Here is a 22,577-nt window from a genome sequence, read left to right as displayed (position 1 = left end):
ACCGGAAGACTCATCCGGTCAGGTCCGGATCGTCGGGGTGCGGCTGCAGGGCGGTGATCACCGCCGTCGCCCAAGGCCACAGGGGCAGGCTTCCGAGGACCTTCTCACGCAACTCCGCCTCGTCGTCGGCGCGCCACACGCCGATGACACGGTCCTCCCCGACCGGGCTCCACAGCCGGAACAAGTGACCTTCGGCGGCGAGCTCCTTGGCTCGCACAGCTTCGGCGGCGCGGCGCCGGTCGACTTCTGCTTGGTCGGTCCCTTCGGGCACACGGGCGGTCAGCTCGACCAGGAACTCTTTCATGGTCTCTTCCTCTCTTGCTTTCTTCGGGCTTCTTTCTTCGGGGGACGCAGGGCGTCGCGACTGTCTGTGAGGGGTCCTGAGGGGGCCGGAAGAGTCGGTTCTGCCCGCACGCAAACACGCCGCTCTGTGGAGTGCGCCAGCCGCCTGGAGGTCTACGACTGCATCTTCGACCGGTTGGGTGGCGATCGGGTCGCGGCGACCGGTATGCCGGAGACCTGCCGTCCCTGGTATGCGTCCCGGCCGGAATGCCCATCCTGTGGGTCCCGGCCGATCCGGAGCTCATCGCGTCGGTCAACGACACTGCGAAAGTGCCCCTCGACCTGCAAAACCACGGAGCACGCGCCATCCAGGGTGCCGTCGTAGGTGTGGCCCAGCGTGTCGGGGCACTTGCCGCCGCGGTGTGGTGCATCTTCCAGACCGGCCAGGTGGTCAGCCGCTCACTGACTACCTTCGACGACTAAGCCTGAATCCACCGGCTTGGATTGAAAAGGATCTTCTAACGGTTTTCTGAGCTGGTGCTCGGTTTGGGGCAGGTGGTATCTGCTGGTCTGCCCAGCTTTTCCACGGGTTCGGTTCCGGTCGGGCCTTGAGGGCGGGGTGGACAGGGGTGTCAGATCAGTCCCGGTGGGCCGTGCGTGATGGCGAACATATGCGTCCAGGCTTGCTGCCAGGGCCAGTTGTGGGGCAGGTGCAGGGTGATGCGCCGTGCTGAGCGGGCGATCCGGGCCGGGACGTGGACCAGGTGGGCCCGGAGCGTGGCGGTGGTCGCCTTCGCGTGGAAGGCCGAGGTGTGTGCTCCGACGGCCCGCAGCAGGTTGTAAGCCATCGCCCACAAGATGAGCCAGGCCGAGTTGGCGTGGAAGTGCCCGGAGGGCAGGTGGGCCAGAGCTCCGGCTTTGCTGTCCGCGATGACCTGTTCCACCACCGCGTGGTGGCGGTGTTCTCGTTCGGCCTGGAGTGTCCCGGCGGGGTTGTCGGTGAAGAAGGGGTGGTAGCGCCAGACGGGAAACAGCTCGCCCTGTTCTCCCACGACGGTGGGTTTGGCCAGGTCACGGACCCGGCGCACGATCAGCCGGGCCGTGACGCGCTCACTCTTGTTGCGGCTGGCGAACGCGGTGTATGCGGGTATCTCGGCGACCTCGGCGTCCGAGATGAGATCACCGGTGTCTGGATTTTCCACCGCGTTCGGGTAACTGATCTTCTGCCATGCCTGGTTGGGGATGCTGAGGACGGCCCGTTTGATGGACGGGTTCATGCCGGTGGTGATGGAGAAGCGGGCTCCGGCCCGGCGGCAGGCTGCGATCACACCGGCGTTGTAGAACTGTGAGTCCGCCCGCAGGATCCGCATGCCGGTGCAGCCCGCCTCGGCGGCGGTGGCCAGGGCCTCGCTCACGAATTTCGGGGCGCCTCGGGAGTCTGCTGCCTTGCCGCGTCGCATCCGGACCGCGGCGATCACCGGCCGGGAGTGCGGGGTGCAGATCGTGGCGAGCAACGGGTGCAGAGTGCGGATGCCCTTGAACCGGCCGTACTCCGCGCCCTGCTTGGCCCGCCCGTAAACCCGTTTATGAGTGGAGTCGACGTCGATGAACGCCATCACACCGGCGCCCGGCAGCAGCGGCGTGTGTGCGGCCAGCGCGCCGAGGAACCTGCGGTGCACGGCGTGGAGCTGGAGAGCATGACCGTGGGTGAACGCGCGCAGGAACGTGCCCAGCGTGGACGGGGCCCGGATACCGTCGAACACGGCCGGCATCGCACCGTGCCGCAGCAGGCGAAGGTCGTCGATGCTGTCCGCGCCCGCGGCCATACCGCCCACGATGCTGGTGACCTTGGCGTCCGCCGCCGCACCCGCGCCGTTGCCCGCCCCGGGCAGCTTCACCTTCTCGGCCACCAGGCGCGAAAGACCGCACCGCTCGGCCAGCCGCATCACCGGGACCAGCCCCGCATACGCGATCAGATTCCGGTCATCGAACGCAGCGGAGACCGCCGCCGGGGTGTGAGAAACTTTCATCTACGAGGTGCCTTGCTGATAGCGCGTGATGGTGGTGTGGTAACTCCCATCTTCGCAGGTCAGCAGGCACCTCTCTTCATTTCTCTATCCACAGGACCCGGGACAGCCGGTGGATTCAGGCTAAGAGCCTGTCGGGTGACCTTCGATCGGATAGCGGACGCGGTCTGGTGCGTGCGATTCCAAGGCGACGGGATGTCCTCGTAGCGGAGCTACTAGGATATTTCGGCAACGCGGGAAGCGTGCGTGCCAGGGCGTGGCCGCCCGATCAGAGGTCACCCGACAGGCTCTAAACGGTGCGGTAGAACTCGGCTGCGGTGAAGGTGGCGGGGACGCCGAGTTCGGCGGCGACCGTGGTGATCGCGGTGTCGGCGGCGGCGAGGTCGGTTTGGCCGTCGGTGGTGAAATACGGTGCGATGAACTTCTCGTAGTGCGCTCGGACTTCGTCCGCGGTGTGTCGGCCGAGGAAGGTCTGCAGGTGCCGCACCGTGGTGTCGGGGTCGTTGTGGATCACCTGCAGGGCGCGCCGGTGGGCTCGTACGACCGCCTGGACCGCGGGGTCCTCCGGGTCGGTGTAGGTGGGGTCGACAGCCACGCCTACGGTGGGAATCTGGAAGTGGTCGCCGACGAAGGCCAGCAACTGCCAGCCGTGCTCGGCGGCGATCGCCTCCGGTGCCATGGTGTCGCCGACCACGGCGGCGTCGATACTCCCGTTGTGCAGCCGGCGCAGGTCCATGCTGTAGTCGCCGGGCCAGCGGACGATGCTCTGCACGTCGCGGTCCGGGTCGAGACCGGCCTGTCGCAGAATGATCCGGGTGAAGACCCCGGGGCCGGTGCGAGGAGGGGTTACCGCCAGCCGTTGGCCGGCCAGGTCGGCCAGGGAGGTGAGGCCGGAGCGGGCGAGGAACCAGAACAGCGGGCGGGCGGTGTTGACATTGAGCGCGACCCAGGGGATGCCATCGTTCAGCCGGGACAGCAGTGTCCGGCCGAGTCCGATGACTGCGCCGCGGCGCAGCCGCTCCGCGTCCCAGGTGCAGCCGTCTCGCAGTGCGACGTGGACGCCCTCGTCGGCGTAGAAGTCCTGCTGGTCAGCGATGTAGGTGACCAGTTCCTCGTGCGGGCCCCGCCCGACGTAGGCGAGATCGATCATGTGCATGAACGTCTTCCTTTGGGGTGACGATGTGCCGAATGCGGTCCGGCCGTCGGCCGGACCGGGACGCTATGGTCTTCTCCCAGAGGGTGAGGACCGCACCGGATACGTGCACCGTCAGCTTGGCCGGGTCGGCGAGACCGGTGACCACGACGGTGCCGCCCTTGCCGACGACGTCGAAGGCGGCGGAGACGACCTCCTCGGTCACCGTTCCCACCAGGATCAGGGCCTGGTCGGCGCCCTGGCCGAGTGTCAGGTCCGTGACGAGCCGCTGGGCTTCCTCGGCGGTGGTCACCGCATGGGTGGCGCCCATCTTGATCGCGGTGTCCCGCTTGAGGGCGATCGGGTCGACGGCCACGACGTTCTTGGCGCCCGCGACGACCGAGGCCTGCACGGTGTTGATGCCGAGTCCACCGACCCCGTAGATCACCACGGTGTCGCCGGGGCGGACCCCGCCAGCGTTGGTCGCCGTGCCCCAGCCCGTGGGCACGCCGCAGCCGACGAGCACCGCCGTCTCCAGCGGCAGCTCCGGGTCGACCTTGACCACCGAGTGCTCGGAGATCGCGCCGTACTGGGAGAACGAGCCCAGCATGCACATGGCTCCGTAGTCGGTGCCGTCCTTGTGGAGGCGGAAGGTGCCATCGGGCATGCTCCCCTCCAGGATCGTGGCACCCATGTCGCACAGGTTCTGGCGGCCGGTGGAGCAGTAGCGGCAGTGGCCGCAGTTGGGAATGAAGCTGCAGACCACGTGGTCGCCCGGCTTGACCTTGGTGACGCCGGGGCCAACCTTCTCGATGATTCCGGCGCCCTCGTGGCCGCCGACGATGGGGAAGCGAGGAGGTAGATCGCCGTCGCTCAGGTGCAGGTCGGAGTGGCACAGCCCGGCGGCGACGAAGCGGATGAGCACCTCGCCGGTGGTGGGATCGTCCAGGTCGAGCTCGACGATCTCGAAGGGCTTGCCGATCTCGGTGAGTACTGCGGCTCGGGTCTTCATGACGACATTTCCTCCCTACAGCTGGATGTTGACGGCCTTCGTCTGCGTGTACTGCTCAAGGGCGGCCTCGCCCAGCTCGCGGCCCCAGCCGGACTGCTTGTAGCCGCCGAAGGGGAGGGCGGTGTCGAAGGCGTTGTAGCAGTTCACCCAGACCGTGCCGGCCTTGAGCCGACTTGCGACGAGGTGGGCCTTGGAGACGTCCTTCGTCCACACGCCGGCGGCCAGGCCGAAGGGGGAGTCGTTGGCCTCGGGGATCGCGCCGCTCGCGGCGCTGAAGGGGGCGGCGACCACGACCGGGCCGAAGATCTCCTCGCGGACCACGCTCATCTCGGGCCGTACGTCGACGAGGACGGTCGGCTCGACGTAGTACCCCTGGTCGCCGACCTGGTTGCCGCCGGTGAGGGCGCGGGCGCCGTCGGCGAGACCCTGGCGGATGTAGCCGGTGACCCGGTCGAGCTGCTCCTGGGAGACCAGCGGGCCGAGCTGGGTGGCCGGGTCGAGGCCCGGACCGATCTTCACCTGGGCCGCGAAGTCGGCCATCCCCCGTGTGAACTCGGCGAAGATGGAGTCCTCGACGTACAGGCGGGTGCCGGCCACGCAGCACTGGCCGTGGTTGAACAGCCAGGCGTTGGCGGTGCCGGGGATGGCGAGTTCCAGGTCGGCGTCGGCGTAGACGATCTGCGGACTCTTGCCGCCCAGTTCGAGCGAGACCTTCTTCAGGTTGCCCTTCGCCGCGTCCACGATCTTCTTGCCGACCTCGGTGGACCCGGTGAACGCCACCTTGTCCACCCCGTCGTGGGCGGCGATGGCCGCACCCGCGTCCCCGTAGCCGGTCACGATGTTGACCACGCCGGGCGGCAGGATCTCGCTGATGACCTCGCCGAGCAGCAGAGCCGTGAGCGGGGTCTGCTCGGCCGGCTTCAGCACGACCGTGTTGCCGGCCGCGAGAGCCGCCGGGATCTTGAACGCGGCCATGAGCAGCGGGAAGTTCCACGGGATGATCTGCCCGCAGACGCCCACCGGCTCGCGCAGCGTGTACGCGTGGAACTGGCCGCCCGGGACCCAGGGAACCGACACCGGGACCGTACGGCCCTCGATCTTCGTAGCCCAGCCAGCGTAGTAGTGGAACAGGTCGGCGGCCCAGACCACGTCCACGCCCTGGGCGACGGCCACCGACTTGCCGTTGTCCAGCGCCTCCAGCTGTCCGAACTCCGCGGCGCGCTCGAGCAGGGCGTCACCGATGCGCCAGATCATCCGCTGCCGCTCCGAGGGGGTCATCCGCGGCCAGGGGCCTTCCTCGAAGGCCTTGCGGGCGGCGGCCACCGCCCGGTCGACGTCTGCCGCGCCGCCCTTGGCGACCTCGGTGATCCGGCTGCCCGTCGCCGGGTCGTACGTCGTGAACGTCTCGCCGCTGAGCGCGGGCACCCGTTCGCCGCCGATGAGCAGCTTCCGCTCGGTCGAGACGAAGTCCCGCACGGGCTTCGACAGCAGGGTTTGGGAAAGGTCGGTCACACCAGCCTCCAGAAGGGAAGAGGGGCTCCGTGCGATCGGTGTCACACGGGCGTGACAGGGAATATCCTCCCGTTCACCTGCTGGTAACTGTCGCAATCTGAGACACCGCCGTGGGCGCCGGTGCCTGTGTCCGTGCGGGTGCCCCGGCCGTCGCGTTGCCGTCGATGCCCAGGGCCCGCATCCGCCGGTACAACGTGGCCCGACTCATCCCGAGCCTGCGCGCGGTGTGCACCTTGTTGTCCGCGCAGTCGCGGAGTGCGGCGACGATCGTCTCGTACTCGGCACGCTCCAGCATGCTCAGCCGCCGCACCCGCGGTGCGGCCCGCAGCGCCGGCGGCAAGTCCCGCGGAGTGATGTCACCGGCCGAGCGGTGGTCGAGCACGTGCAGCAGTACCTCCCGCAGCTCGTGCAGGTTGCCCGGCCACGGGTGCGCTGCCAGGGCCTCCAGTGCTCCCGGCGTGAACCGCAACCGGGCGTCGGGACGCAGTTGGCCGACCAATTCCGGTATAAGGGAGGGGAGTTCATCGCGCCGGGCGCGCAGTGGTGGCAGCTCGATCCTGGTCAGGCAGCGGGCGGCCAGCGCGGCGTGCTCGGAGGGCAGCCGGGGGACGGGGGCGCTGGTGAGGACGGTCCACGGGCCTTCGTGGACGGGCCCGTCACCACCGGCCGGTCGCTGCAGCAGCCGGGCCGCCTGGGTGACGAGTTCGGGGGGCAGCAGCTGGACGTCCTCGATGAGGACGACGTCCGCGCCGTCGTAGTCGGCGAGGCGGACGGCCAGGTCAGGGGTCCCGGTGCGAATCAGCTCCACGGCGTCCAGCCGGCGGACGACATGGCCCTCCGTGAGCGCGGCGGCGGTGCTCGTCCTGCCGCTGCCGGGCTCTCCGCTGATCAGTACGGGCCTGCGGGCCGCCCGGTATCGCTCGAAGTTCCTCGCCTCTCCCGCCGCGGCCGCAGCCCTCCCGTTTCGGCCGCGCGGCACCGCGGTCCGGTGCTCCGCCGGGTCGTGGATCTCGACGAGGACGCCTCCGGTCCCGGGGACGGGCCGGAAGTCGGCGACGACCGTGCGCCCGGAGGAGAGCTCCAGCTCACGGCGGGCGGGCCGCCCACGTGAGGGCAGCTCGCCAGCGATGCCCCGCAGGACCGCGTGGTCGGATGGACTCAGCAACTCCATGGCCGAGGTGCTGGCCATGACGACGCCCTCGTTCAGGGCGGCCACCGTCCGTCGGCCGCCGATTGATGCGTTCTGGTAGGCGCTGAGGAGACGCTGCTCGGCTTCCCGGGCTCCGTGCAGCAGTCGCTGTTCGATCTCGCGTGCGGCCCGGGTGAGGAAGGGGGCGAGCAAGGGGTTGGAGAGCTCGGCCGGACAGCTGATGTCCAGGACGCCCTCCAGGCGACCGGTCATCCGGCTGATCAGCGGATGCCCGTAGCAGGAGAAGGTCTTCAGGGACTCGATGTAGTGCTCCTCGCCCAGCACGGTCACCCCGCGGCGCAGCTCGAACACGGTGGAGATCGAGTTGGTTCCCGTGGTCTCCTCCAGGAACTGGCTCCCGACGACCACCCCAGCCCGGTCGAAGGCGGACTCCAGAAAGGTCTCGCCGAATCGGCGTGCCACGATCCGTGCCCGGCAGTCGGCGAGCAGGACGCCGAACCCGGTTCCGTCCAGCTCCTGGGCGACCTGGTCCAGTACTGGGGCGGCGGCGATCAGCAGCCGTCCTCGCCGGTCGAAGTCGTCGCGTGGTGTCAGGTCGAGGGAGGCGTCCGGGCGCAGTCCGCTGAGCAGGGACCGTCGCCAGGACTGCGAGATCTCCGGCCGCAGCCGCGATTCCGTGATGAATGAGTCGTCCGGTACTCGCATGTTTTCCTCCGATCGCGGCCTTGCGGGCTCACAGATACAGAAGGCGGCGGGCCCCCACCACCCCCAGAAGGAGAGGTGGAGGCCCACACGCGGTCATGCCGTCACCAGGGCGTCACCCCCCCATGTGACAGGGCGGATCAGCACGCGCCGTCGTCGCGCCACACCGCCCAGGAGCTGGGGTCGTTCGGCACGGCGCCCGTCGAGTAGTAGGTCGCGGTGTACTTGTGGCCCGCGTACGAGACGACGTCACCAGGGGCGTAGGACGTGGCCGAGCTTCAGGCGGCCGGGCAGGTCGAGCCGCCGAGCGCGACCTCGGTGATGAGCGCGACGGGGATCAAGACCTTCACCATGGCCTTCATCCTCTCCTCCGGCGGCTGCAACCCGGCCTGGGACGGCCAACGCCCGCTCACCGGCGGCACCGACCAGAGCACGATCAACGCGATCCGCAACGCGGGCGGTGACATCGTCCTGTCCATCGGCGGCTGGTCGGGCAACAAGCTCGGACCGAACTGCGCCACCGCGGCCGATCTTGCCGGCGCGTACCAGAAGGTCATCGACGCGTACGGGCTGAAGTCCATCGACGTCGACATCGAGAACACCGACGAGTTCGAGAACGCGGCCGTGCAGGACAAGATCCTCACCGCTCTCAAGACCGTCAAGGCCAACAACCCCGGCCTGAAGACGATCCTGACCTTCGGCACCTCGACCACCGGCCCGACCTACTGGGGCAACCGCCTCATCGAGCAGTCGAAGGCGCTGAACGCGGACATCGACGTGTTCACCATCATGCCCTTGACTTCGGTGGCGGCGCCGACATGTACGGCAACACCGTCAACGCCGCCAACGGCCTGAAGAGCAAGCTGAAGTCGACCTTCGGCCGGGACGACGCCACCGCGTACGCCCATGTCGGAATCTCGGGCATGAACGGTCTCTCCGACCAGCAGGAGACGACCTCACCGTCGACCTGGACCCAGATCCGTGACTGGGCGAACACGAACCACATTGCCGGTCTGGAGCGCCGTACCGCCCTGTACCGCACCGTGACCGCCGGCCGGCGGCTGCTCCTGCTGCTCGACGCCGCCCGCCGGGCGGCGCAGGTACGACCGCTGCTGCCGGCCTCCGGGGACTGCCTGGTCCTGGTGACCAGCCGGTCCCGGCTGACCGACCTGTCCACCAGGACCGTGCTGAGTCTGAGACCCCTGGACCGCCAAGAGGCGCGTGGGCTGCTGCGCCAGGCGGTCGGAGCGGTCCCGCGTCGACGGCGAGCCCGCGAGCGTGGAGGACGTCCTCCAGGTGTGCTCCGGACATCCGCTGGCCCTGCGCGTGGTCGCGGCCAGAGTCGCCGGACGGCCGCCCGGAGTCTTCAGGGCGATGGCCCGCCGACTCCGCGACGAAGAGCGCCGACTGCGTGAACTTGCCGCGGGGATCTCGTGGTGGCGAGCAGTCTCCGGGTCAGCTACGACGGCCTTCCGGACGCCGAAGCCAAGTTCGCCTTCCGGCTGTTGAGCCTCCTCGCCGTGCCGGACCTCGGAGTGTCCGACGCGGCCTCGGCCCTCGGCGTGACCGATCACTGCGCCGAAGGGCTTCTTGAGGCTCTGACGGACGCCCATCTCCTGGAGGTCTTCCTGCCGGACATCGGGGTCGGCGACCAGCGGCCGTCCATCCGCGTCGAGCACGACCGCTACCGGTTCCACGACCTGCTCAGGGTCTTCGGCCGAGGCCTCAGCGGCGGTCTGGGCCGGGACACCACCCTGAACGTGATGCTGGGCAGACTCACTCGCAGCCACCTGGCCGCCGTCCACGCCGCGGACCTGCTGCTCCGCCCCGGCCACAGCGCCGGAAGGGACTATCGAGGCGCCGAAACCCCTTACGCGGAGCATCACTTCGCCACCGCGGAAGAGGCTCTCGCCTGGCTGGAGGAGGCGCGCGGCACCATTCTGGGGGCGGCGCTGCAAGCCGCCGTCACCGGCGCGATCCCACCCGTCGTCCTCGCTGAACTCACCACCCGACTGCGGGGGTTCCTCCAGCGCTGTGGTCACTGGCGGGACTTGGAGAACCTGGCGCGGGAGACCGTACGGCTCGCGCGCGCCGAACCCGAACCCGACCCGCTCGCGGAGGCGACCGGCCGGCTGGAACTCGGTACTCTGGCCGCCGCCCGCCACTGCCTCGATGAAGCCAGACGCGAGCTCCGTACCTCCACCGATCTGTTCACAGCCGCAGGCGACACCCGGGGCGAGGCCCGGGTCCTGAACAACCTCGGTCTGGTCCACCTGGAGCGCGACGAGTACGCCGAGGCCACCGTCTGCCTCGAACGGGCCCTGGCGATCCACCGCACCGCGCACCAGGTCGCCGACGCCGCCATCGCCGTGGACAACCTGGCCCTGCTCCACCTCCGCCAAGGGGCCCTGGACCGTGCCGAGCAGGCATGCGCGGACGGGCTCGCCCTCCACGACGACAGCGGGACACCGGAATCGGCCGCGGCAACGCTCAACATCCTCGGCCTGATCCGCTGCGGCCAGGGCCGCCATGCCGAGGCCGTGGACTGCCAGCACCGAAGCCGCGCCCTGGCCCGCGCCAGGGCAACGTCTACCGGGAGGTGTACGCGCTCCTCGGCGCCGCCACGCCCACCGCGCCTTGGGGCGGTGCCGGGATGCCATCGAGTGCGGTGAACAGGCCCTGCACCTTCGTCTGCGACTCGCCGATCCGCACGGTGTCGTGATCGCCTTCACGGAACTGGCGACCACCCTGGACGCCGCGGGCCACCCGGACCGCGCCGAGGCCTGCCGTACAGAGGCGCGGGCCGCGCTCGACGTCACGGCGGGGTGAGAAGACCGTCCGAGGGGGCACACGACGAGCGGCCTCCGTCGGACGACGGAGGCCGCTCGGTGCCGAAGCGGGACGTCAGCTCGCGGTCAGCGACACCTCGTCGTGGGCGTCGGGCGCGTCGGCCGTGGCCGCCGGCTCCGTCTTCGCCCCCTGCCGGTACGTTTCGCTGAGAACGAGCACGCACACGCAGGAGACTGCCGCCGCGACGGCCAGGAAGCCGGCCACCGGAACGAACGAGTCGTACTTCGCGTACAGCCAGGTCGCGACGATCGGCGTGAACGCGCCGCCCAGCATCACGCCGAGCTGGTAGCCGAGCGAGGCACCCGAGTAGCGCACCCGCGCGGTGAACAGCTCGGAGAAGAAGGCCGCCTGCGGGCCGTACATGCAAGGCGAAGAGCAGCTGCCCGACGACCAGGGCCAGGGTGACCAGCGGCCAGCGCTCGGTGTTCATCAGGACGAACGCGGGGTACGCCCACAGACCCATGCCGAGCGCGCCCGTCAGGTACACCTTGCGCCGGCCGATCCGGTCGGAGAGGGCACCGAAAGCCATCAGCGCGGGTATCTGGAGCGCGGCGCCGACGAGGACGGCGTTGAGCAGGGTGCTCTTCGGTATGCCGAGGACCATGGTGCCGTACGCCAGCATGTACGTGACAAAGAGGTAGAAGCCCGCGCCGACGATGACGACCGCGCCGGCGGCGAGCAGCACGTTCCGGGGGTGCTTGCGCAGCACCTCGACGACCGGAGAACGGGAAGTGCCGGACGCCTCGCGCTCCTCCTTGGCCTGGCGGCTGTCCTCCGTCTCCTCCAGCTTGAACTGGGCGAAGATCGCCACGACGATCAGAGCGATGCTGCACAGGAACGGCACCCGCCAGCCCCATACCGCGAACTGCTTCTCGTCGAGCGCGGACGTGGTGAGCAGGAAGACCAGGCTGGAGAGCATCAGGCCGGCCGGCACGCCCAGCTGGGCGAAGCTCCCGTACAGGCCCCGCCGCCCCTGCGGGGCGTTCTCGGTGGCGATCAGCACCGCCCCACCCCATTGGCCGCCGACGGCGATGCCCTGGAGCAGGCGCAGCACGACGAGCAGCAGCGGCGCGGCGACGCCGATGGTGTCGTACGTCGGCAGCAGCCCGATCAGTGCCGTCGAGCCGCCCATCAGGAACAGCGCGGTCACCAGCGCGGGCTTGCGCCCCACGCGGTCACCGAAATGCCCGAAGACAATTCCGCCGAGCGGACGCGCGACAAAACCGATGGCGAACGTCAAGAAAGCGAGCAGGGTGCCGACCAGTGGATCGGACACCGGGAAGAACAATGTGTTGAAGACCAGGGCGGCGGCCGTGCCGTAGCTGAAGAAGTCGAACCACTCGATGGCCGATCCGGCACTGCTCACCATGATGATTCTGGGGAGCGAAGCGGATTTCCCGGCGGTGCGGGCAGGGGGCTGGGACATGTGCGACTCCGGAATGCGGGAAGCGACGTTATCGTCGCTCCTCTCGGCGGGGGTGACACGAAGATGGAGTGTCGTGGGCCACAGCACCACCCCCACTTGGAGAGGGGGGGAATGTTTCCGAATTGCACAGACCCTCTCCAGCTGGGGGAACTCCGCTCTTTCTCCATGGCACCGAGTGCCATATGTTGCTCTCCTCTTTTGCGTCCGCATTCGGCGGATTTCGAGAATCCGAAGGGAGTGCAGCGTGTTTTACGCGCGAGTAGCCGGCACAGAACAGGTGTCACGGCCCGAACGGTCCGCAAAGGGCGGGGTCGACGAAGTGGAACTTCTTTTCCAGCGTTGTGCCTGGTGCCGCACGATGACCGTCCGGCGGCTCCTCTGCCCGGCCTGTTGGTCCACCGACCTGGTGGCGGAGCGCAGTGAGGGCGTGGGCGTCGTGGTGCCCCGCCGGTACGGCCCCACGGCGCCGGAAGCAGTGTGGCCCGTGCGGATGCTGGAAGGGTTCGTCGTGCGCTGCGTGGTCGACGGCCCGCCGCACGCCGTGCGCCCCGGCATCCGGGTCAGGCTCGCCAGGGCGGCCGCCACGATCACGGCCCCTGATGGCCGGATCGTTCGACGCGAACCCGTGGTCCGGCTCTGCGACGAGGTCTCCCTGGACGGCTGGACCCGCGGCGCGGGTTGAGCCGCCGCCCAGGCGGGTCCACTCTGGATGCAGGGACCGGGGGCTGGTCGCACGGTGCGGGACGGCAGGGTTCGGCATGGCGCAGACAGACAGCGCGGGCGGCACGGCGGAACCGGACGGCCGCTCGGGCGGGACAGGCGGGACCGGCGGTGTGTGGTCCCCGGCCGTGGTGTGCGTGGACGCACAAGGGCGAGTGACCTCCTGGGCACGTGGCGCCGAGCTCCTCCTCGGCCACCGCTCGGACCAGATCGTCGGGCGCCCCGGCTCCGAGCTCTTCGACGGACCCGTGCCGGACTCGCTGAGTCGGGCTCTCGCCGAAGGCCGCGAATGGAGCAGCCGCGCGGCCCTGCGGCACCGCGACGGCCGGAGCGTGGATGCGGACGTGCACGCCGCACCCATGCACGGCACAGCAGACGATACGACGTGGGTGCTCCTGATCGGCGAGGCCGGCGTGGAGCGACAGTTCCCCGGACGGGGAGAGACGGACGGCGGTGAGGCGACGGCGCTCATAGGCTGGGCGCTGGATCAACTGCCCTTGGCCCTGGGTGTGTTCGATCAGAACAACCACATGGTGGGAGCCAACGACGAGGCGTACCGGGCCATGGCCGTCACCGCGGAGGGCGCCCTCGGCCGCCGGCTCGGTGAAGTCGGCTCCGCCCCGCCCTACCGCCGCCTGGAACAACTGTCGGACCAGGTGCTGCGTACCGGGGAAGCGCTGCGGGTACGGATCTCCGGCAGCGCCCCCGAGGTCGGCCGCAGCCGCGTCTACTCCAACTTCGTCTACCCGCTGAGAGACGGCGACGGCCGGGTACGCGGCACGTCCATCGCCGTCCTCGACATCACCGACCAGGATCTGGCCCGGCGCAGGCTCTCCCTCATGAGCGCGGCAGGGGAGGGCGTGGGTACCACCCTGGACGTCATTCGGACCGCCCAGGAACTGGCCGACGTGGCCACCGAGCGGTTCGCCGACTACGTGGGCGTCGACCTGCTCGACTCCGTGCTCCGCGGCCTCTCTCCGGAACCGGTGGGCAGCCGGGCCGCCTCGACCTACCACCGGATCGCCCAGCAGTCCGTCCTGGAGGGCTTCCCGGAATCGGCGATACGCACCGGGCAGCCGGACTTCATCGCACCGGACTCGCCGATGGAACTGGCCCTCCGTACAGGTCGCGCCCTGCGGCACCGCATCACGGACCCGGACATGGAGCGGTGGCTGGCCCGGGAACCGGCCCGCGCCGAGCGGGCCCGGACGTACGGGATCCACTCGTACCTCGTCGCACCGCTGCTCGCCCGGGGCACCACCCTGGGCCTGGTGATCTTCCTGCGGCACCGGACCCCCGAGCCCTTCGACGTGGAGGACCTGCACCTGGCCGGCGAACTGGCCGCCCGGGCCGCCCTGGCCATCGACAACGCACGCCAGTACACGCTGCAACGCAATACCGCTCTGACCCTCCAGCACAGCCTGCTGCCCCGGCACACGCCCCGGCAGGGGGCCGTGGACGTCGCCTTCCGCTACCTGCCGGGTAGCGCCGACGGCGGGGTGAGCGGCGACTGGTACGACGTGATCCCGCTGCCCGGCGCCCGGGTGGCCCTGGTCGTGGGCGAGGTCGTCGGCCACGGAGTACACGCCTCCGCCACCATGGGGCGGCTGCGCACCGCGGTCCGCACCCTCGCCGACCTGGACCTCCCGCCCGACGAACTGCTCACGCGCCTGGACGATCTCGTCGTACGGGGCGACCAGGCACCGGCCGGAGTGCCCGGACAAGAGCGGGGAATGCCCGGACAGGAGCCGACCGACAGGCCCGAGGGCGGCGAGGTGGGCGCCACCTGCCTCTACGCCGTCTACGATCCGATCTCCCGCACGTGCGCGATGGCCCGCGCCGGTCACCTCGGCCCCGCCGTCCTGCGACCCGACGGCTCCCTGGACTTCCCCGAACTGCCCGTCGGCCCGCCCCTGGGCCAGGGCGACCTGCCGTTCGAGTCGACAGAACTGGACCTGCCGGAGGGCAGCGTCCTCGCGCTGTACACCAAAGGCCTCGTCCAAGGAGCGGACCTGGACGTCGGTCTCGTGCCGCTGCGCCGCGCCCTTGCCGAACCGGCGGAGTCGCTGGAGGAGATCTGCGACGCCGTCCTGGACGCCTCCTTCGCAGGCCCGCCGTCGGACGACATCGCCCTGCTCGTCGCGCGCACCCGCACGCTCGACGACTCCCAGGTCGCCGCCTGGGACATCGACTCCGACCCGGTCGAGGTCGCGCGGGCCCGCAAACTGACCACCGGACAACTCGGCCTCTGGGGTCTGGAGGAGACCGCCTTCGTCACCGAACTCATGGTCAGCGAACTGGTCACCAACGCCATCCGCTACGGCCGCCCACCCATCAGCCTGCGCCTGATCCGCGACAGCGGCCTGGTCTGCGAGGTCTCCGACGCGAGCAGCACCGCTCCGCACATGCGCCGGGCCCGCACGTATGACGAGGGAGGCCGAGGACTGCTGCTCGTCGCCCAGCTCAGCGAACGCTGGGGAACCCGCCACACGGCGAACGGCAAGACTATCTGGGCGGAACAGCGACTGCCCGCCGATCTGTGAACAGACGGGCGGGCAGGCGGTCGCGGGCCGGTCGAAGCCGTGCCCCGGCCCTACGGGGGGACGGAAACGGATCGCGAGGAGGCGGGCGATACCGTTCCGGGCCGAGGCACGGCGGTCTGGAGGTCACGGCACCGGCCCAAGCCGGGTCACGTGACGGGGAACGCGGACCACGGAGCGTGCGGCATCACCGGCCCGAGGCCGCCGATCGGGCGGCCCAGCGGCCACCGCGCCGCTCGACCTCGACGGGCCGGCCGAAGCAGGCCGTGAGGAGTGTGCCGGTCAGCACGTCGTCGACCGTCCCATGGGCCTGCACCCGGCCCTCGCGCAGCAGCAGCGCATGGCCCGTGCTGCCGGGCAGCTCCTCCAGGTAGTGGGTGACCGTGACGGTCGCCAGCTCCGGCCGCCCCCACGCCAGGCCCCGCATCGCGTCGATCACGTCCTCCCGCGACGGAAGGTCGAGCGCGTTGTACGGCTCGTCGAGCAGGAGCAGCTCCGGGTCGCACATCAGGGCCCGCGCGATCAGGATCCGGGCGCGCTGGCCGCCGGAGCACACGCCGTACGGGCGGTCGGCGAGCTCCTTGCAGTTCAGTTCGGCCAGCAGCTCATGGGCCCGGTCGCGCGTGGCCGGATCGTACTCCCGCCACAGCGGCTGCACGGTTCCGGTCGCCCCGGTCAGGACGACGGTGTGCGCGGTCGCGTGGTGCGGCACCTCCTGCATCGGTGAGACGAAGCCGATACGGGAGCGCAGCGCGCGCAGGTCCACGCGGCCGACCCGGTGGCCGAGCACCTCCACCGTGCCGCTCGTGGGGTGCGCCTGCGCGCCGATCAGCCGCAGCAGGGTCGTCTTGCCCGCACCGTTCGGCCCGAGCAGCGCCCAGTGCTCACCGGCCCGGACCCGCCAGTCGACACGGTCCAGGACGACCTGACCGGTCGGGTGGCGCAGCACGCTCACGCCGGCCAGCTCGGCCACGGCGCGGGTCATGCGGGCACCACCCCGGCCCCGACGTGCGCCCTGACCCAGTCCACGACGTCATGCGTGGGCGTCCCGGGGGTGAAGACGCGGGCGACGCCCATGCGCTCCAGCGGACCGATGTCCGCCTCGGGGATGATGCCCCCACCGAAAACCGTGATGTCGGCCGCGTCCCGCTGCTTCAGCAACTTGACGACCTTGGCGAAGAGGGTGAGATGGGCGCCGGACAGGACGGACAGGCCGATCCCGGCGGCATCCTCCTGGATCGCGGCCTCCACGATCTGCTCGGGCGACTGGTGGAGGCCCGTGTAGATCACCTCGACGCCCGCGTCCCGCAGCGCGCGGGCGATCACCTTGGCTCCGCGGTCGTGTCCGTCGAGGCCGGGCTTGGCCACAAGGACCCTGAGAGGAAGGGGAGTTGTCGTCATATGCGTCACCTGTTCTGGCATCTCGGTCAGAAGGTCGCGATGGGGACGTAGGTGCCCCAGACCTCGCGGAGTGCGTTGCAGACCTCGCCGACGGTCGCCCGGGCCCTGAGCGCGTCCTTCATCGGGTATAGGACGTTGTCCGTGCCCTTGGCCGCCTTCTTCAGCTCGGCGAGGGCCGCGTTGACGGCCGCCTGGTCGCGTTCGGCGCGGAGCTTGGCGAGGCGTTCGGCCTGCTGGGCCTCGATCGCTGGGTCGACGCGCAGCGGCTCGTAAGGCTCCTCGACGTCGATGGTGTAGCGGTTGACGCCGACGACGACGCGCTCGCCGCTGTCGGTCTCCTGCGCAATCCGGTACGCCGAGCGCTCGATCTCGTTCTTCTGGAAACCGCGCTCGATCGCGTTGACCGCGCCGCCCATGTCCTCGACCTTGGCCATCAGCTCAAGCGCCGCGGCCTCCACGTCGTCCGTCATCTTCTCGACGACGTACGAACCCGCGAACGGGTCGACCGTTGCCGTCACGTCCGTCTCGTAGGCCAGGACCTGCTGCGTGCGCAGCGCCAGACGCGCCGACTTGTCCGTCGGGAGGGCGATGGCCTCGTCGAAGGAGTTGGTGTGCAGCGACTGCGTGCCGCCGAGGACGGCCGCCAGGCCCTGGACGGCGACCCGTACCAGGTTGACCTCGGGCTGCTGGGCGGTCAGCTGGACACCGGCAGTCTGGGTGTGGAAGCGGAGCATCAGCGACTTCGGGTTCTTCGCGCCGAACTCCTCCTTCATCACCCGCGCCCAGATCCGGCGGGCCGCACGGAACTTCGCGACCTCCTCCAGGATCGTCGTCCGCGCCACGAAGAAGAATGACAGGCGCGGGGCGAAGTCGTCGACATCCATACCCGCCGCGACGGCCGTACGCACGTACTCGATGCCGTCAGCCAGCGTGAACGCGATCTCCTGCGCCGGCGACGCACCCGCCTCCGCCATGTGATACCCGGAGATCGAGATCGTGTTCCACTTCGGGATCTCGGCCCGGCAGTACTTGAAGATGTCCGCGATCAGCCGCAGCGACGGCTTCGGCGGGAAGATGTACGTGCCTCGCGCAATGTACTCCTTGAGTACGTCGTTCTGGATCGTGCCGGTCAGCTGGTCCGCCGGAACCCCCTGCTCCTCGCCGACCAGCTGGTACAGGAGGAGAAGGAGCGCGCCGGGGGCGTTGATCGTCATGGACGTGGAGACCTTGTCCAGCGGGATCCCGTCGAACAACACCCGCATGTCGTCGATCGAGTCGATCGCCACACCCACCTTGCCGACCTCACCCGAGGAGATCGCCGCGTCCGAGTCGTGGCCCATCTGGGTCGGCAGGTCGAAGGCGACCGACAGGCCCATGGTGCCGTTGGCGATGAGCTGCTTGTAGCGGGCGTTGGACTCGACGGCGGTGCCGAAGCCGGCGTACTGCCGCATCGTCCAGGGCCGCCCGGTGTACATCGAGGGGTACACACCGCGCGTGAAGGGGTACGAGCCCGGCTCGCCCAGCTTCTCGGCGGGATCCCAACCGTCCAGGGCGTCCGGCCCGTAGACCGGCTCGATGGGCAGCCCGGATTCGGACGGACGTGGTGTCGCTGTCATGTGCGTTTCTTTCCTCAGGCGTCCAGGCCGTGCAACCAGGCACGGACGGTGTCGTCGTGTTCGCCGAGCCGGGGCGGGGCGATGTGCCGTGCCCGCCCGCCGTCGTCGAACCGGACTGCGGGGCCCGGGAGTTCGATGGTGCCGAGCGAGGGGTGGTCGACCTCGATGACCAAGCCCTGGGAGCGGGTCTGCGGGCAGTCGTAGACCTGGTCGAGGGTGCGGACCTCGCCGGCCGGTACCCCGGCGGCGTCGAGCAGGGGCAGCCAGTGCGAGGCCGGCCGTTCGAGCAGTGCCTTCTCGATGTCCGCGACGAGCTCGTCGCGGTGGGCCACACGCCGCACGTTGCTGTCGTAGCGGGCGTCGGCGGTGTCCAGGCCGAGGATCTCCGTGAACCTCACCCACTGGGCGTCGTTGGCGGCCGCCACCTGTATCGCTCCTCCGTCGCAGCGGAACAGTCCGTACGGGGCGATCGCCACGTGGTGGTTTCCGGCGGCCCGGCCCACCTCGCCGGCCACCGTGTAGCGGGTGCCCTGGAATGCGTGGACGCCGACGATCGAGGCCAGCAGTGAGGTGCGTACGACTTTGCCCCGCCCGGTGTGCTCGCGCTCGTACAGTGCGGACACCACCCCGTACGCGCCGTTCATCCCGGCGAGTACGTCCCCGATGGGCACCCCGACCTTCGTCGGGCTCTCGGGGTCGGGCCCGGTGAGGCTCATCAGACCGGCCTCGCCCTGGGCTATCTGGTCGTAGCCGGCGCGTCCGCCCTGCGGTCCGTCGTGGCCGAAGCCGCTGATGGAGAGGATCACCAGGCGCGGGTTGAGCTCGTGCAGGCGGGCGGCGGAGAAGCCGAGCCGGTCCATCACACCCGGCCGGAAGTTCTCCACCAGGACGTCGGCGTGCCGGACGAGTCGGGTCAGCAGATCGACGCCCTCGGGAGACTTCAGGTCGGCGGTGACCGACTCCTTGTTGCGGTTGCAGGACAGGAAGTACGTCGACTCGGGCGCTTCGTCGGGGCCGACGAACGGGGGTCCCCAGCCGCGCGACTCGTCACCGGTGCCCGGGGCCTCGACCTTGATGACCCGGGCGCCCATGTCGCCGAGCATCATGGCGGTCTGGGGTCCGGCCAGGGCGCGGGAGAGGTCGACGACGACCAGGCCCGCCAGCGGACCCGTGGTGGTGGCGGTGTTCATGGCTCAGCGCTCCAGGTGGACGGAGACGTGCTTGCGCTGGGTGTAGCTGTCGAGCATGCCCTCCAGGGAGAACTCCCGCCCGATGCCGCTCTGCTTGAAGCCGCCGTACGACTGGCCGAGCACCTGGCCACCGCCCTGGTTGACCTGGACCCAGCCGGCCTCCAGAGCGTGCGCGGTGCGCAGTGCGGCGCCGAGGTCGTGGGTCCAGACGTATCCGGCGAGGCCGTAGTGGGTGTCGTTGGCCATGCGGATCACGTCCGCCTCGTCCCGCCACGGGATGGCGCAGACCACCGGGCCGAAGATCTCCTCGGCGGCGATCCGCCAGGAGTTGTCGACGCCGGCGAAGACCGTGGGCCGGTGGTACCAGCCCTGGGCGAGGGGGCCTTCCGTGGGCGGCAGGCCGCCGAGCGCGAGGTCCACGCCGGGCTGCTCGATCCCCTCGGCGATGTACTCGCTGACCCGGTCGAACTGTCGGGCGTTGACGATCGTGCCCAGGTCGCTGGCCTCGTCGACCGGGTCGCCGATGACCAGCTTGGACAGCCGGTCCACGAGCCTGCCGACGAAGGAGTCGAAGACGGACTCGTGGATGAAGAGCCGGGAGCCGGCGGTGCAGGACTGGCCCTGGCGGAAGAACCGCATTCCGCTGATGGTGCCGTCCACCACCCAGTCCTCGTCCGCGTCGGAGAACACGATCTGCGGGCTCTTGCCGCCCAGTTCCAGCGACACCGGGACGATCCGCTCGGCGCCCTTCTCCATCACGCGGCGGCCGACGGCCGTGGAGCCGGTGAAGGACAGCTTGGCGACCGAGGGGTGGGAGGTGAGGGCCTCGCCGGCCTCGGTGCCGTAGCCGGTGATCACGTTCAGCACGCCCTTCGGCAGGAACTCCTGGCAGACGCGTGCGACGGCCAGGACGGCCAGCGGGGCGTCCTCGGCCAGCTTGAGGACCAGGGTGTTGCCGGTGACCAGGGCCGGGGCGATCTTCAGCGCGGAGAGCATGAGCGGGGCGTTCCAGGGCACGATGGCGCCGACGACGCCGAGCGGTTCGCGCCGTGAGTAGTCGAGCACCTGGGGGTTGAGGGGGATGCTCTCGCCCTTGGCCTCGCCGGCGACTCCGGCGAAGTAGCGGAAGGCGTCGACGACGAACTGCATCTCGCCGCGCGACTGGGTGCGGATCGCATTGCCGTTCTCCAGCGAGAGGAGCCGGGCGATGCGCTCCTGCTCCGGCTCCAGGGCGTCGGCGATCCGGCGGAAGAGGTCGCCGCGGTCGCGGGGCCGCAGGTCCCGCCACCCGGGGAAGGCGCGGGACGCGGCGTCCACGGCCCTGCGGACGTCCTCGGCTCCGCCGCGCGGGACCCGGCCGAGGATCGTCCGGTCGCGCGGGCTCTCGACGTCGATCCACCAGCCGTCCGCGGCCTCGGTCCACTCACCGGCGATCAGCATGGGGGCGTCACCGACGTGGTGCTCGGACAGGGGGGTGGTGTGCTGCTGGATGGTCATGATGGTCGGGTCCTTCGGAGCGTGAGGTGTGAAGGGGGTGGGGAGGGAGCGGATCAGCCGAGTGGTGCGGTGAGGGCTCCCGGCGCCGGCTCGGTGCCGTCGGTCCGCCGGCGGACGGGTGCCTCGTCGTCCATGTCGTTGCCGCGAGTCTCCCGGGCGAGCAGGACGCCGATGGCCGAGACGAGCGCGGCCGCGGCGAGATAGACGGCGATCGGCTGCCATGAGCCGAAGCGGTCGAGGAGGTAGAGGGCGATGAGCGGCGCGAGGCCGCCGCCGACGATGTTCGTGACCTGGTACGTGAACGAGGCGCCGGAGTAGCGGATCCGGGTGCTGAACATCTCGGCGAAGAACGCCGCCTGGGGGCCGAACATCAGGGCGTGCACGACCATCCCGGCCACCAGCGTCGCGGTGACCACGACCGCGTCGCGGGTCTCCAGGAGCGGGAACATCACGAACCCGAAGGCGCCCATCAGCACCGTGCCCGTCAGGTAGACGGGCCGTCGCCCGAGCCGGTCGGACAGAGCACCGAACGCCGGGATGGCCAGCAGGTGGCAGGCGTTGGCCACGATGAGCCCGCCCAGGACCAGATCGCGGCGCATGCCGAGGGTGTCGGCGGCGTAGGCCAGGGCGAACGCGGTGATCACGTAGTACGAGATGTTCTCGACCAGCCGCGCGGCCATCCCGCACAGCACCTCGCGGCGGTGCCGGCTCAGCACCTGGAGCAGCGGTGCGCGCTCCTTCGGTCCGGCGTCGGCGGCCCGCTCGGCCTCGGCGAGAGCCTGGGCCTGACGGAAGGCGGGGGACTCGTCGACCGAGACGCGGATCCAGTAGCCGACCGCCACAAGGACCGCTGACAGGAGGAAGGGCAGGCGCCAGCCCCAGGCCAGGAAGGCTTCCTGGCTGAGCGTCACCGACAGGATCCACAGGACGAGGGCCGCGAGCAGGTTGCCCGCCGGTGCGCCGGCCTGCGGCAGGCTCGCCCACAGTCCGCGGCGTCGCCGGTCGCCGTGCTCGGCCACGAGGAGGACGGCGCCGCCCCACTCCCCGCCGATCGCGAAGCCCTGCACGAACCGCAGGGCGACGAGCGCCGCGGCGGCGCCGGCGCCGAGGGTGGCGTACGTCGGCAGGAGGCCGATGAGGAACGTGGAGCCGCCCATCAGGATCAGGCTGAGCGTCAGCAGCTTCTTGCGGCCGATCCGGTCGCCGAAGTGACCGAAGACGATGCCGCCCACGGGGCGCGCCACGAATCCGACGGAGAAGGTGAGGAAGGCGAGCATGGTGCCGACGAGCGGGTCGGCTGAGGGGAAGAAGAGCTTGCTGAAGACCAAAGCGGCGGCGGAGCCGTAGAGGAAGAAGTCGTACCACTCGACGGTGGTGCCGACGACTCCAGCGCCGATGACCTTAGCCAGGGAGGTGGAGGGGCGAGTGCTGGGGGAGTGGGGCATGGCGGAACACCTTGCGGAGGCGGAGCGGGGGGAATGGGGGCGCAGGGGCGGGGAGGGAAGGCCCGAAGGTGAGAG

16 protein-coding genes and 3 pseudogenes are annotated in these 22,577 nt (G+C 70.1%); 5 read left to right on the top strand and 14 right to left on the bottom strand.

All coding sequences use genetic code 11. From position 1 onward, the window contains the following. Nucleotides 1-10: 10 nt before the first annotated feature. Nucleotides 11-304 carry a muconolactone Delta-isomerase family protein gene (locus OG395_RS06805; protein ID WP_327242075.1) on the bottom strand — a complete coding sequence of 98 codons (294 nt, stop codon included), beginning with the start codon at nt 302-304 and terminating at the stop codon, nt 11-13. A gap of 275 nt (nt 305-579) precedes the next feature. Between OG395_RS06805 and OG395_RS06800 the strand changes: the two are divergent. Beyond that, nucleotides 580-765, top strand: a pseudogene (locus OG395_RS06800) (IS982 family transposase); the annotation flags it as partial. 149 nt (nt 766-914) lie between these two features. On the opposite strand, the gene OG395_RS06795 reads toward OG395_RS06800, so the two are convergent. The 6 genes and pseudogenes from OG395_RS06795 to OG395_RS06770 all read right to left on the bottom strand — a co-directional run. Continuing rightward, nucleotides 915-2,312 (bottom strand): IS1380 family transposase, encoded by a 1,398-nt coding sequence (locus tag OG395_RS06795; protein WP_327242073.1) that lies wholly within the window; start codon nt 2,310-2,312, stop codon nt 915-917. A gap of 286 nt (nt 2,313-2,598) precedes the next feature. Next, nucleotides 2,599-3,465, bottom strand: a complete 867-nt coding sequence (locus OG395_RS06790) for an ABC transporter substrate-binding protein (RefSeq protein WP_327242072.1) — start codon at nt 3,463-3,465, stop codon at nt 2,599-2,601. Next, the gene (locus OG395_RS06785; protein WP_327242071.1) at nt 3,398-4,453 is read right to left on the bottom strand and encodes an NDMA-dependent alcohol dehydrogenase; all 1,056 of its coding nucleotides are present in this window, start codon (nt 4,451-4,453) and stop codon (nt 3,398-3,400) included. Before OG395_RS06785 ends, OG395_RS06790 begins: the two co-directional genes overlap by 68 nt. A 15-nt stretch (nt 4,454-4,468) precedes the next feature. Next, on the bottom strand, nt 4,469-5,965 hold the full coding sequence (locus OG395_RS06780) for an aldehyde dehydrogenase family protein (protein ID WP_327242070.1): 1,497 nt from the start codon (nt 5,963-5,965) through the stop codon (nt 4,469-4,471). A gap of 73 nt (nt 5,966-6,038) precedes the next feature. Further along, nucleotides 6,039-7,820 carry a sigma-54-dependent Fis family transcriptional regulator gene (locus tag OG395_RS06775; protein ID WP_327242069.1) on the bottom strand — a complete coding sequence of 594 codons (1,782 nt, stop codon included), beginning with the start codon at nt 7,818-7,820 and terminating at the stop codon, nt 6,039-6,041. Nucleotides 7,821-7,957: 137 nt separating this feature from the next. Beyond that, nucleotides 7,958-8,038: pseudogene (locus OG395_RS06770) on the bottom strand (hypothetical protein); the annotation flags it as partial. A gap of 67 nt (nt 8,039-8,105) precedes the next feature. Here OG395_RS06770 and OG395_RS06765 point away from each other — a divergent pair. Both OG395_RS06765 and OG395_RS06760 read left to right on the top strand, forming a co-directional pair. Further along, a pseudogene (locus OG395_RS06765) lies at nt 8,106-8,833 on the top strand (chitinase); the annotation flags it as partial. 420 nt (nt 8,834-9,253) lie between these two features. Next, nucleotides 9,254-10,489, top strand: a complete 1,236-nt coding sequence (locus tag OG395_RS06760; RefSeq protein WP_327242068.1) for a tetratricopeptide repeat protein — start codon at nt 9,254-9,256, stop codon at nt 10,487-10,489. Between the two features lie 143 nt (nt 10,490-10,632). Here OG395_RS06760 and OG395_RS06755 read toward each other — a convergent pair whose 3' ends face one another. Beyond that, nucleotides 10,633-12,093, bottom strand: a complete 1,461-nt coding sequence (locus OG395_RS06755; RefSeq protein WP_327242067.1) for an MFS transporter — start codon at nt 12,091-12,093, stop codon at nt 10,633-10,635. Between OG395_RS06755 and OG395_RS06750 the strand changes: the two genes are divergently transcribed. Together OG395_RS06750 and OG395_RS06745 are read left to right on the top strand one after the other, a co-directional pair. Next, entirely contained in the window at nt 12,011-12,775 is a 765-nt protein-coding gene (locus OG395_RS06750) for a zinc ribbon domain-containing protein (protein WP_327242066.1), read from the top strand. The genes OG395_RS06755 and OG395_RS06750 overlap by 83 nt on opposite strands. Before the next feature lie 76 nt (nt 12,776-12,851). Further along, nucleotides 12,852-15,356: an ATP-binding SpoIIE family protein phosphatase gene (locus OG395_RS06745; protein ID WP_327242065.1), complete on the top strand. Its 2,505-nt coding sequence runs from the start codon at nt 12,852-12,854 to the stop codon at nt 15,354-15,356. Between the two features lie 184 nt (nt 15,357-15,540). Here the strand turns inward: OG395_RS06745 and OG395_RS06740 are convergent, their stop codons facing one another. The 6 genes from OG395_RS06740 to OG395_RS06715 are packed head-to-tail and all read right to left on the bottom strand — an operon-like array spanning nt 15,541 to nt 22,502. Then, nucleotides 15,541-16,338, bottom strand: a complete 798-nt coding sequence (locus OG395_RS06740) for an ABC transporter ATP-binding protein (protein WP_327242064.1) — start codon at nt 16,336-16,338, stop codon at nt 15,541-15,543. After that, complete coding sequence (locus OG395_RS06735; RefSeq protein ID WP_327242063.1) at nt 16,335-16,754, bottom strand: cobalamin B12-binding domain-containing protein; 420 nt, start codon at nt 16,752-16,754, stop codon at nt 16,335-16,337. Before OG395_RS06735 ends, OG395_RS06740 begins: the two co-directional genes overlap by 4 nt. A gap of 26 nt (nt 16,755-16,780) precedes the next feature. Continuing rightward, nucleotides 16,781-18,370, bottom strand: coding sequence for an acyl-CoA mutase large subunit family protein (locus tag OG395_RS06730; RefSeq protein ID WP_327242062.1), 1,590 nt, complete (start codon nt 18,368-18,370; stop codon nt 16,781-16,783). A gap of 14 nt (nt 18,371-18,384) precedes the next feature. Further along, on the bottom strand, nt 18,385-19,560 hold the full coding sequence (locus OG395_RS06725) for a CaiB/BaiF CoA transferase family protein (protein WP_327242061.1): 1,176 nt from the start codon (nt 19,558-19,560) through the stop codon (nt 18,385-18,387). 3 nt (nt 19,561-19,563) lie between these two features. Continuing rightward, nucleotides 19,564-21,057, bottom strand: coding sequence for an aldehyde dehydrogenase family protein (locus OG395_RS06720; RefSeq protein WP_327242060.1), 1,494 nt, complete (start codon nt 21,055-21,057; stop codon nt 19,564-19,566). A 53-nt stretch (nt 21,058-21,110) separates the two neighbouring features. Further along, complete coding sequence (locus tag OG395_RS06715) at nt 21,111-22,502, bottom strand: MFS transporter (RefSeq protein ID WP_327242059.1); 1,392 nt, start codon at nt 22,500-22,502, stop codon at nt 21,111-21,113. Between the last annotated feature and the right edge of the window lie 75 nt (nt 22,503-22,577).

Source organism: Streptomyces sp. NBC_01320, assembly GCF_035974375.1.
In the GTDB taxonomy this organism is placed as follows: domain Bacteria; phylum Actinomycetota; class Actinomycetes; order Streptomycetales; family Streptomycetaceae; genus Streptomyces; species Streptomyces yanii.
This window is presented reverse-complemented; position numbering and strand designations above follow the sequence as displayed.

Excerpts from the sequence above, each read along its gene's own strand:
- OG395_RS06805 (WP_327242075.1), bottom strand. The coding sequence starts at position 304 with ATGAAAGAGTTCCTGGTCGAGCTGACCGCCCGTGTGCCCGAAGGGACC.
- OG395_RS06795 (WP_327242073.1), bottom strand. The coding sequence starts at position 2,312 with ATGAAAGTTTCTCACACCCCGGCGGCGGTCTCCGCTGCGTTCGATGAC.
- OG395_RS06790 (WP_327242072.1), bottom strand. The coding sequence starts at position 3,465 with ATGCACATGATCGATCTCGCCTACGTCGGGCGGGGCCCGCACGAGGAA.
- OG395_RS06785 (WP_327242071.1), bottom strand. The coding sequence starts at position 4,453 with ATGAAGACCCGAGCCGCAGTACTCACCGAGATCGGCAAGCCCTTCGAG.
- OG395_RS06775 (WP_327242069.1), bottom strand. The coding sequence starts at position 7,820 with ATGCGAGTACCGGACGACTCATTCATCACGGAATCGCGGCTGCGGCCG.
- OG395_RS06750 (WP_327242066.1), top strand. The coding sequence starts at position 12,011 with ATGGCCGATCCGGCACTGCTCACCATGATGATTCTGGGGAGCGAAGCG.
- OG395_RS06755 (WP_327242067.1), bottom strand. The coding sequence starts at position 12,093 with ATGTCCCAGCCCCCTGCCCGCACCGCCGGGAAATCCGCTTCGCTCCCC.
- OG395_RS06745 (WP_327242065.1), top strand. The coding sequence starts at position 12,852 with ATGGCGCAGACAGACAGCGCGGGCGGCACGGCGGAACCGGACGGCCGC.
- OG395_RS06740 (WP_327242064.1), bottom strand. The coding sequence starts at position 16,338 with ATGACCCGCGCCGTGGCCGAGCTGGCCGGCGTGAGCGTGCTGCGCCAC.
- OG395_RS06735 (WP_327242063.1), bottom strand. The coding sequence starts at position 16,754 with ATGACGACAACTCCCCTTCCTCTCAGGGTCCTTGTGGCCAAGCCCGGC.
- OG395_RS06730 (WP_327242062.1), bottom strand. The coding sequence starts at position 18,370 with ATGACAGCGACACCACGTCCGTCCGAATCCGGGCTGCCCATCGAGCCG.
- OG395_RS06725 (WP_327242061.1), bottom strand. The coding sequence starts at position 19,560 with ATGAACACCGCCACCACCACGGGTCCGCTGGCGGGCCTGGTCGTCGTC.
- OG395_RS06720 (WP_327242060.1), bottom strand. The coding sequence starts at position 21,057 with ATGACCATCCAGCAGCACACCACCCCCCTGTCCGAGCACCACGTCGGT.
- OG395_RS06715 (WP_327242059.1), bottom strand. The coding sequence starts at position 22,502 with ATGCCCCACTCCCCCAGCACTCGCCCCTCCACCTCCCTGGCTAAGGTC.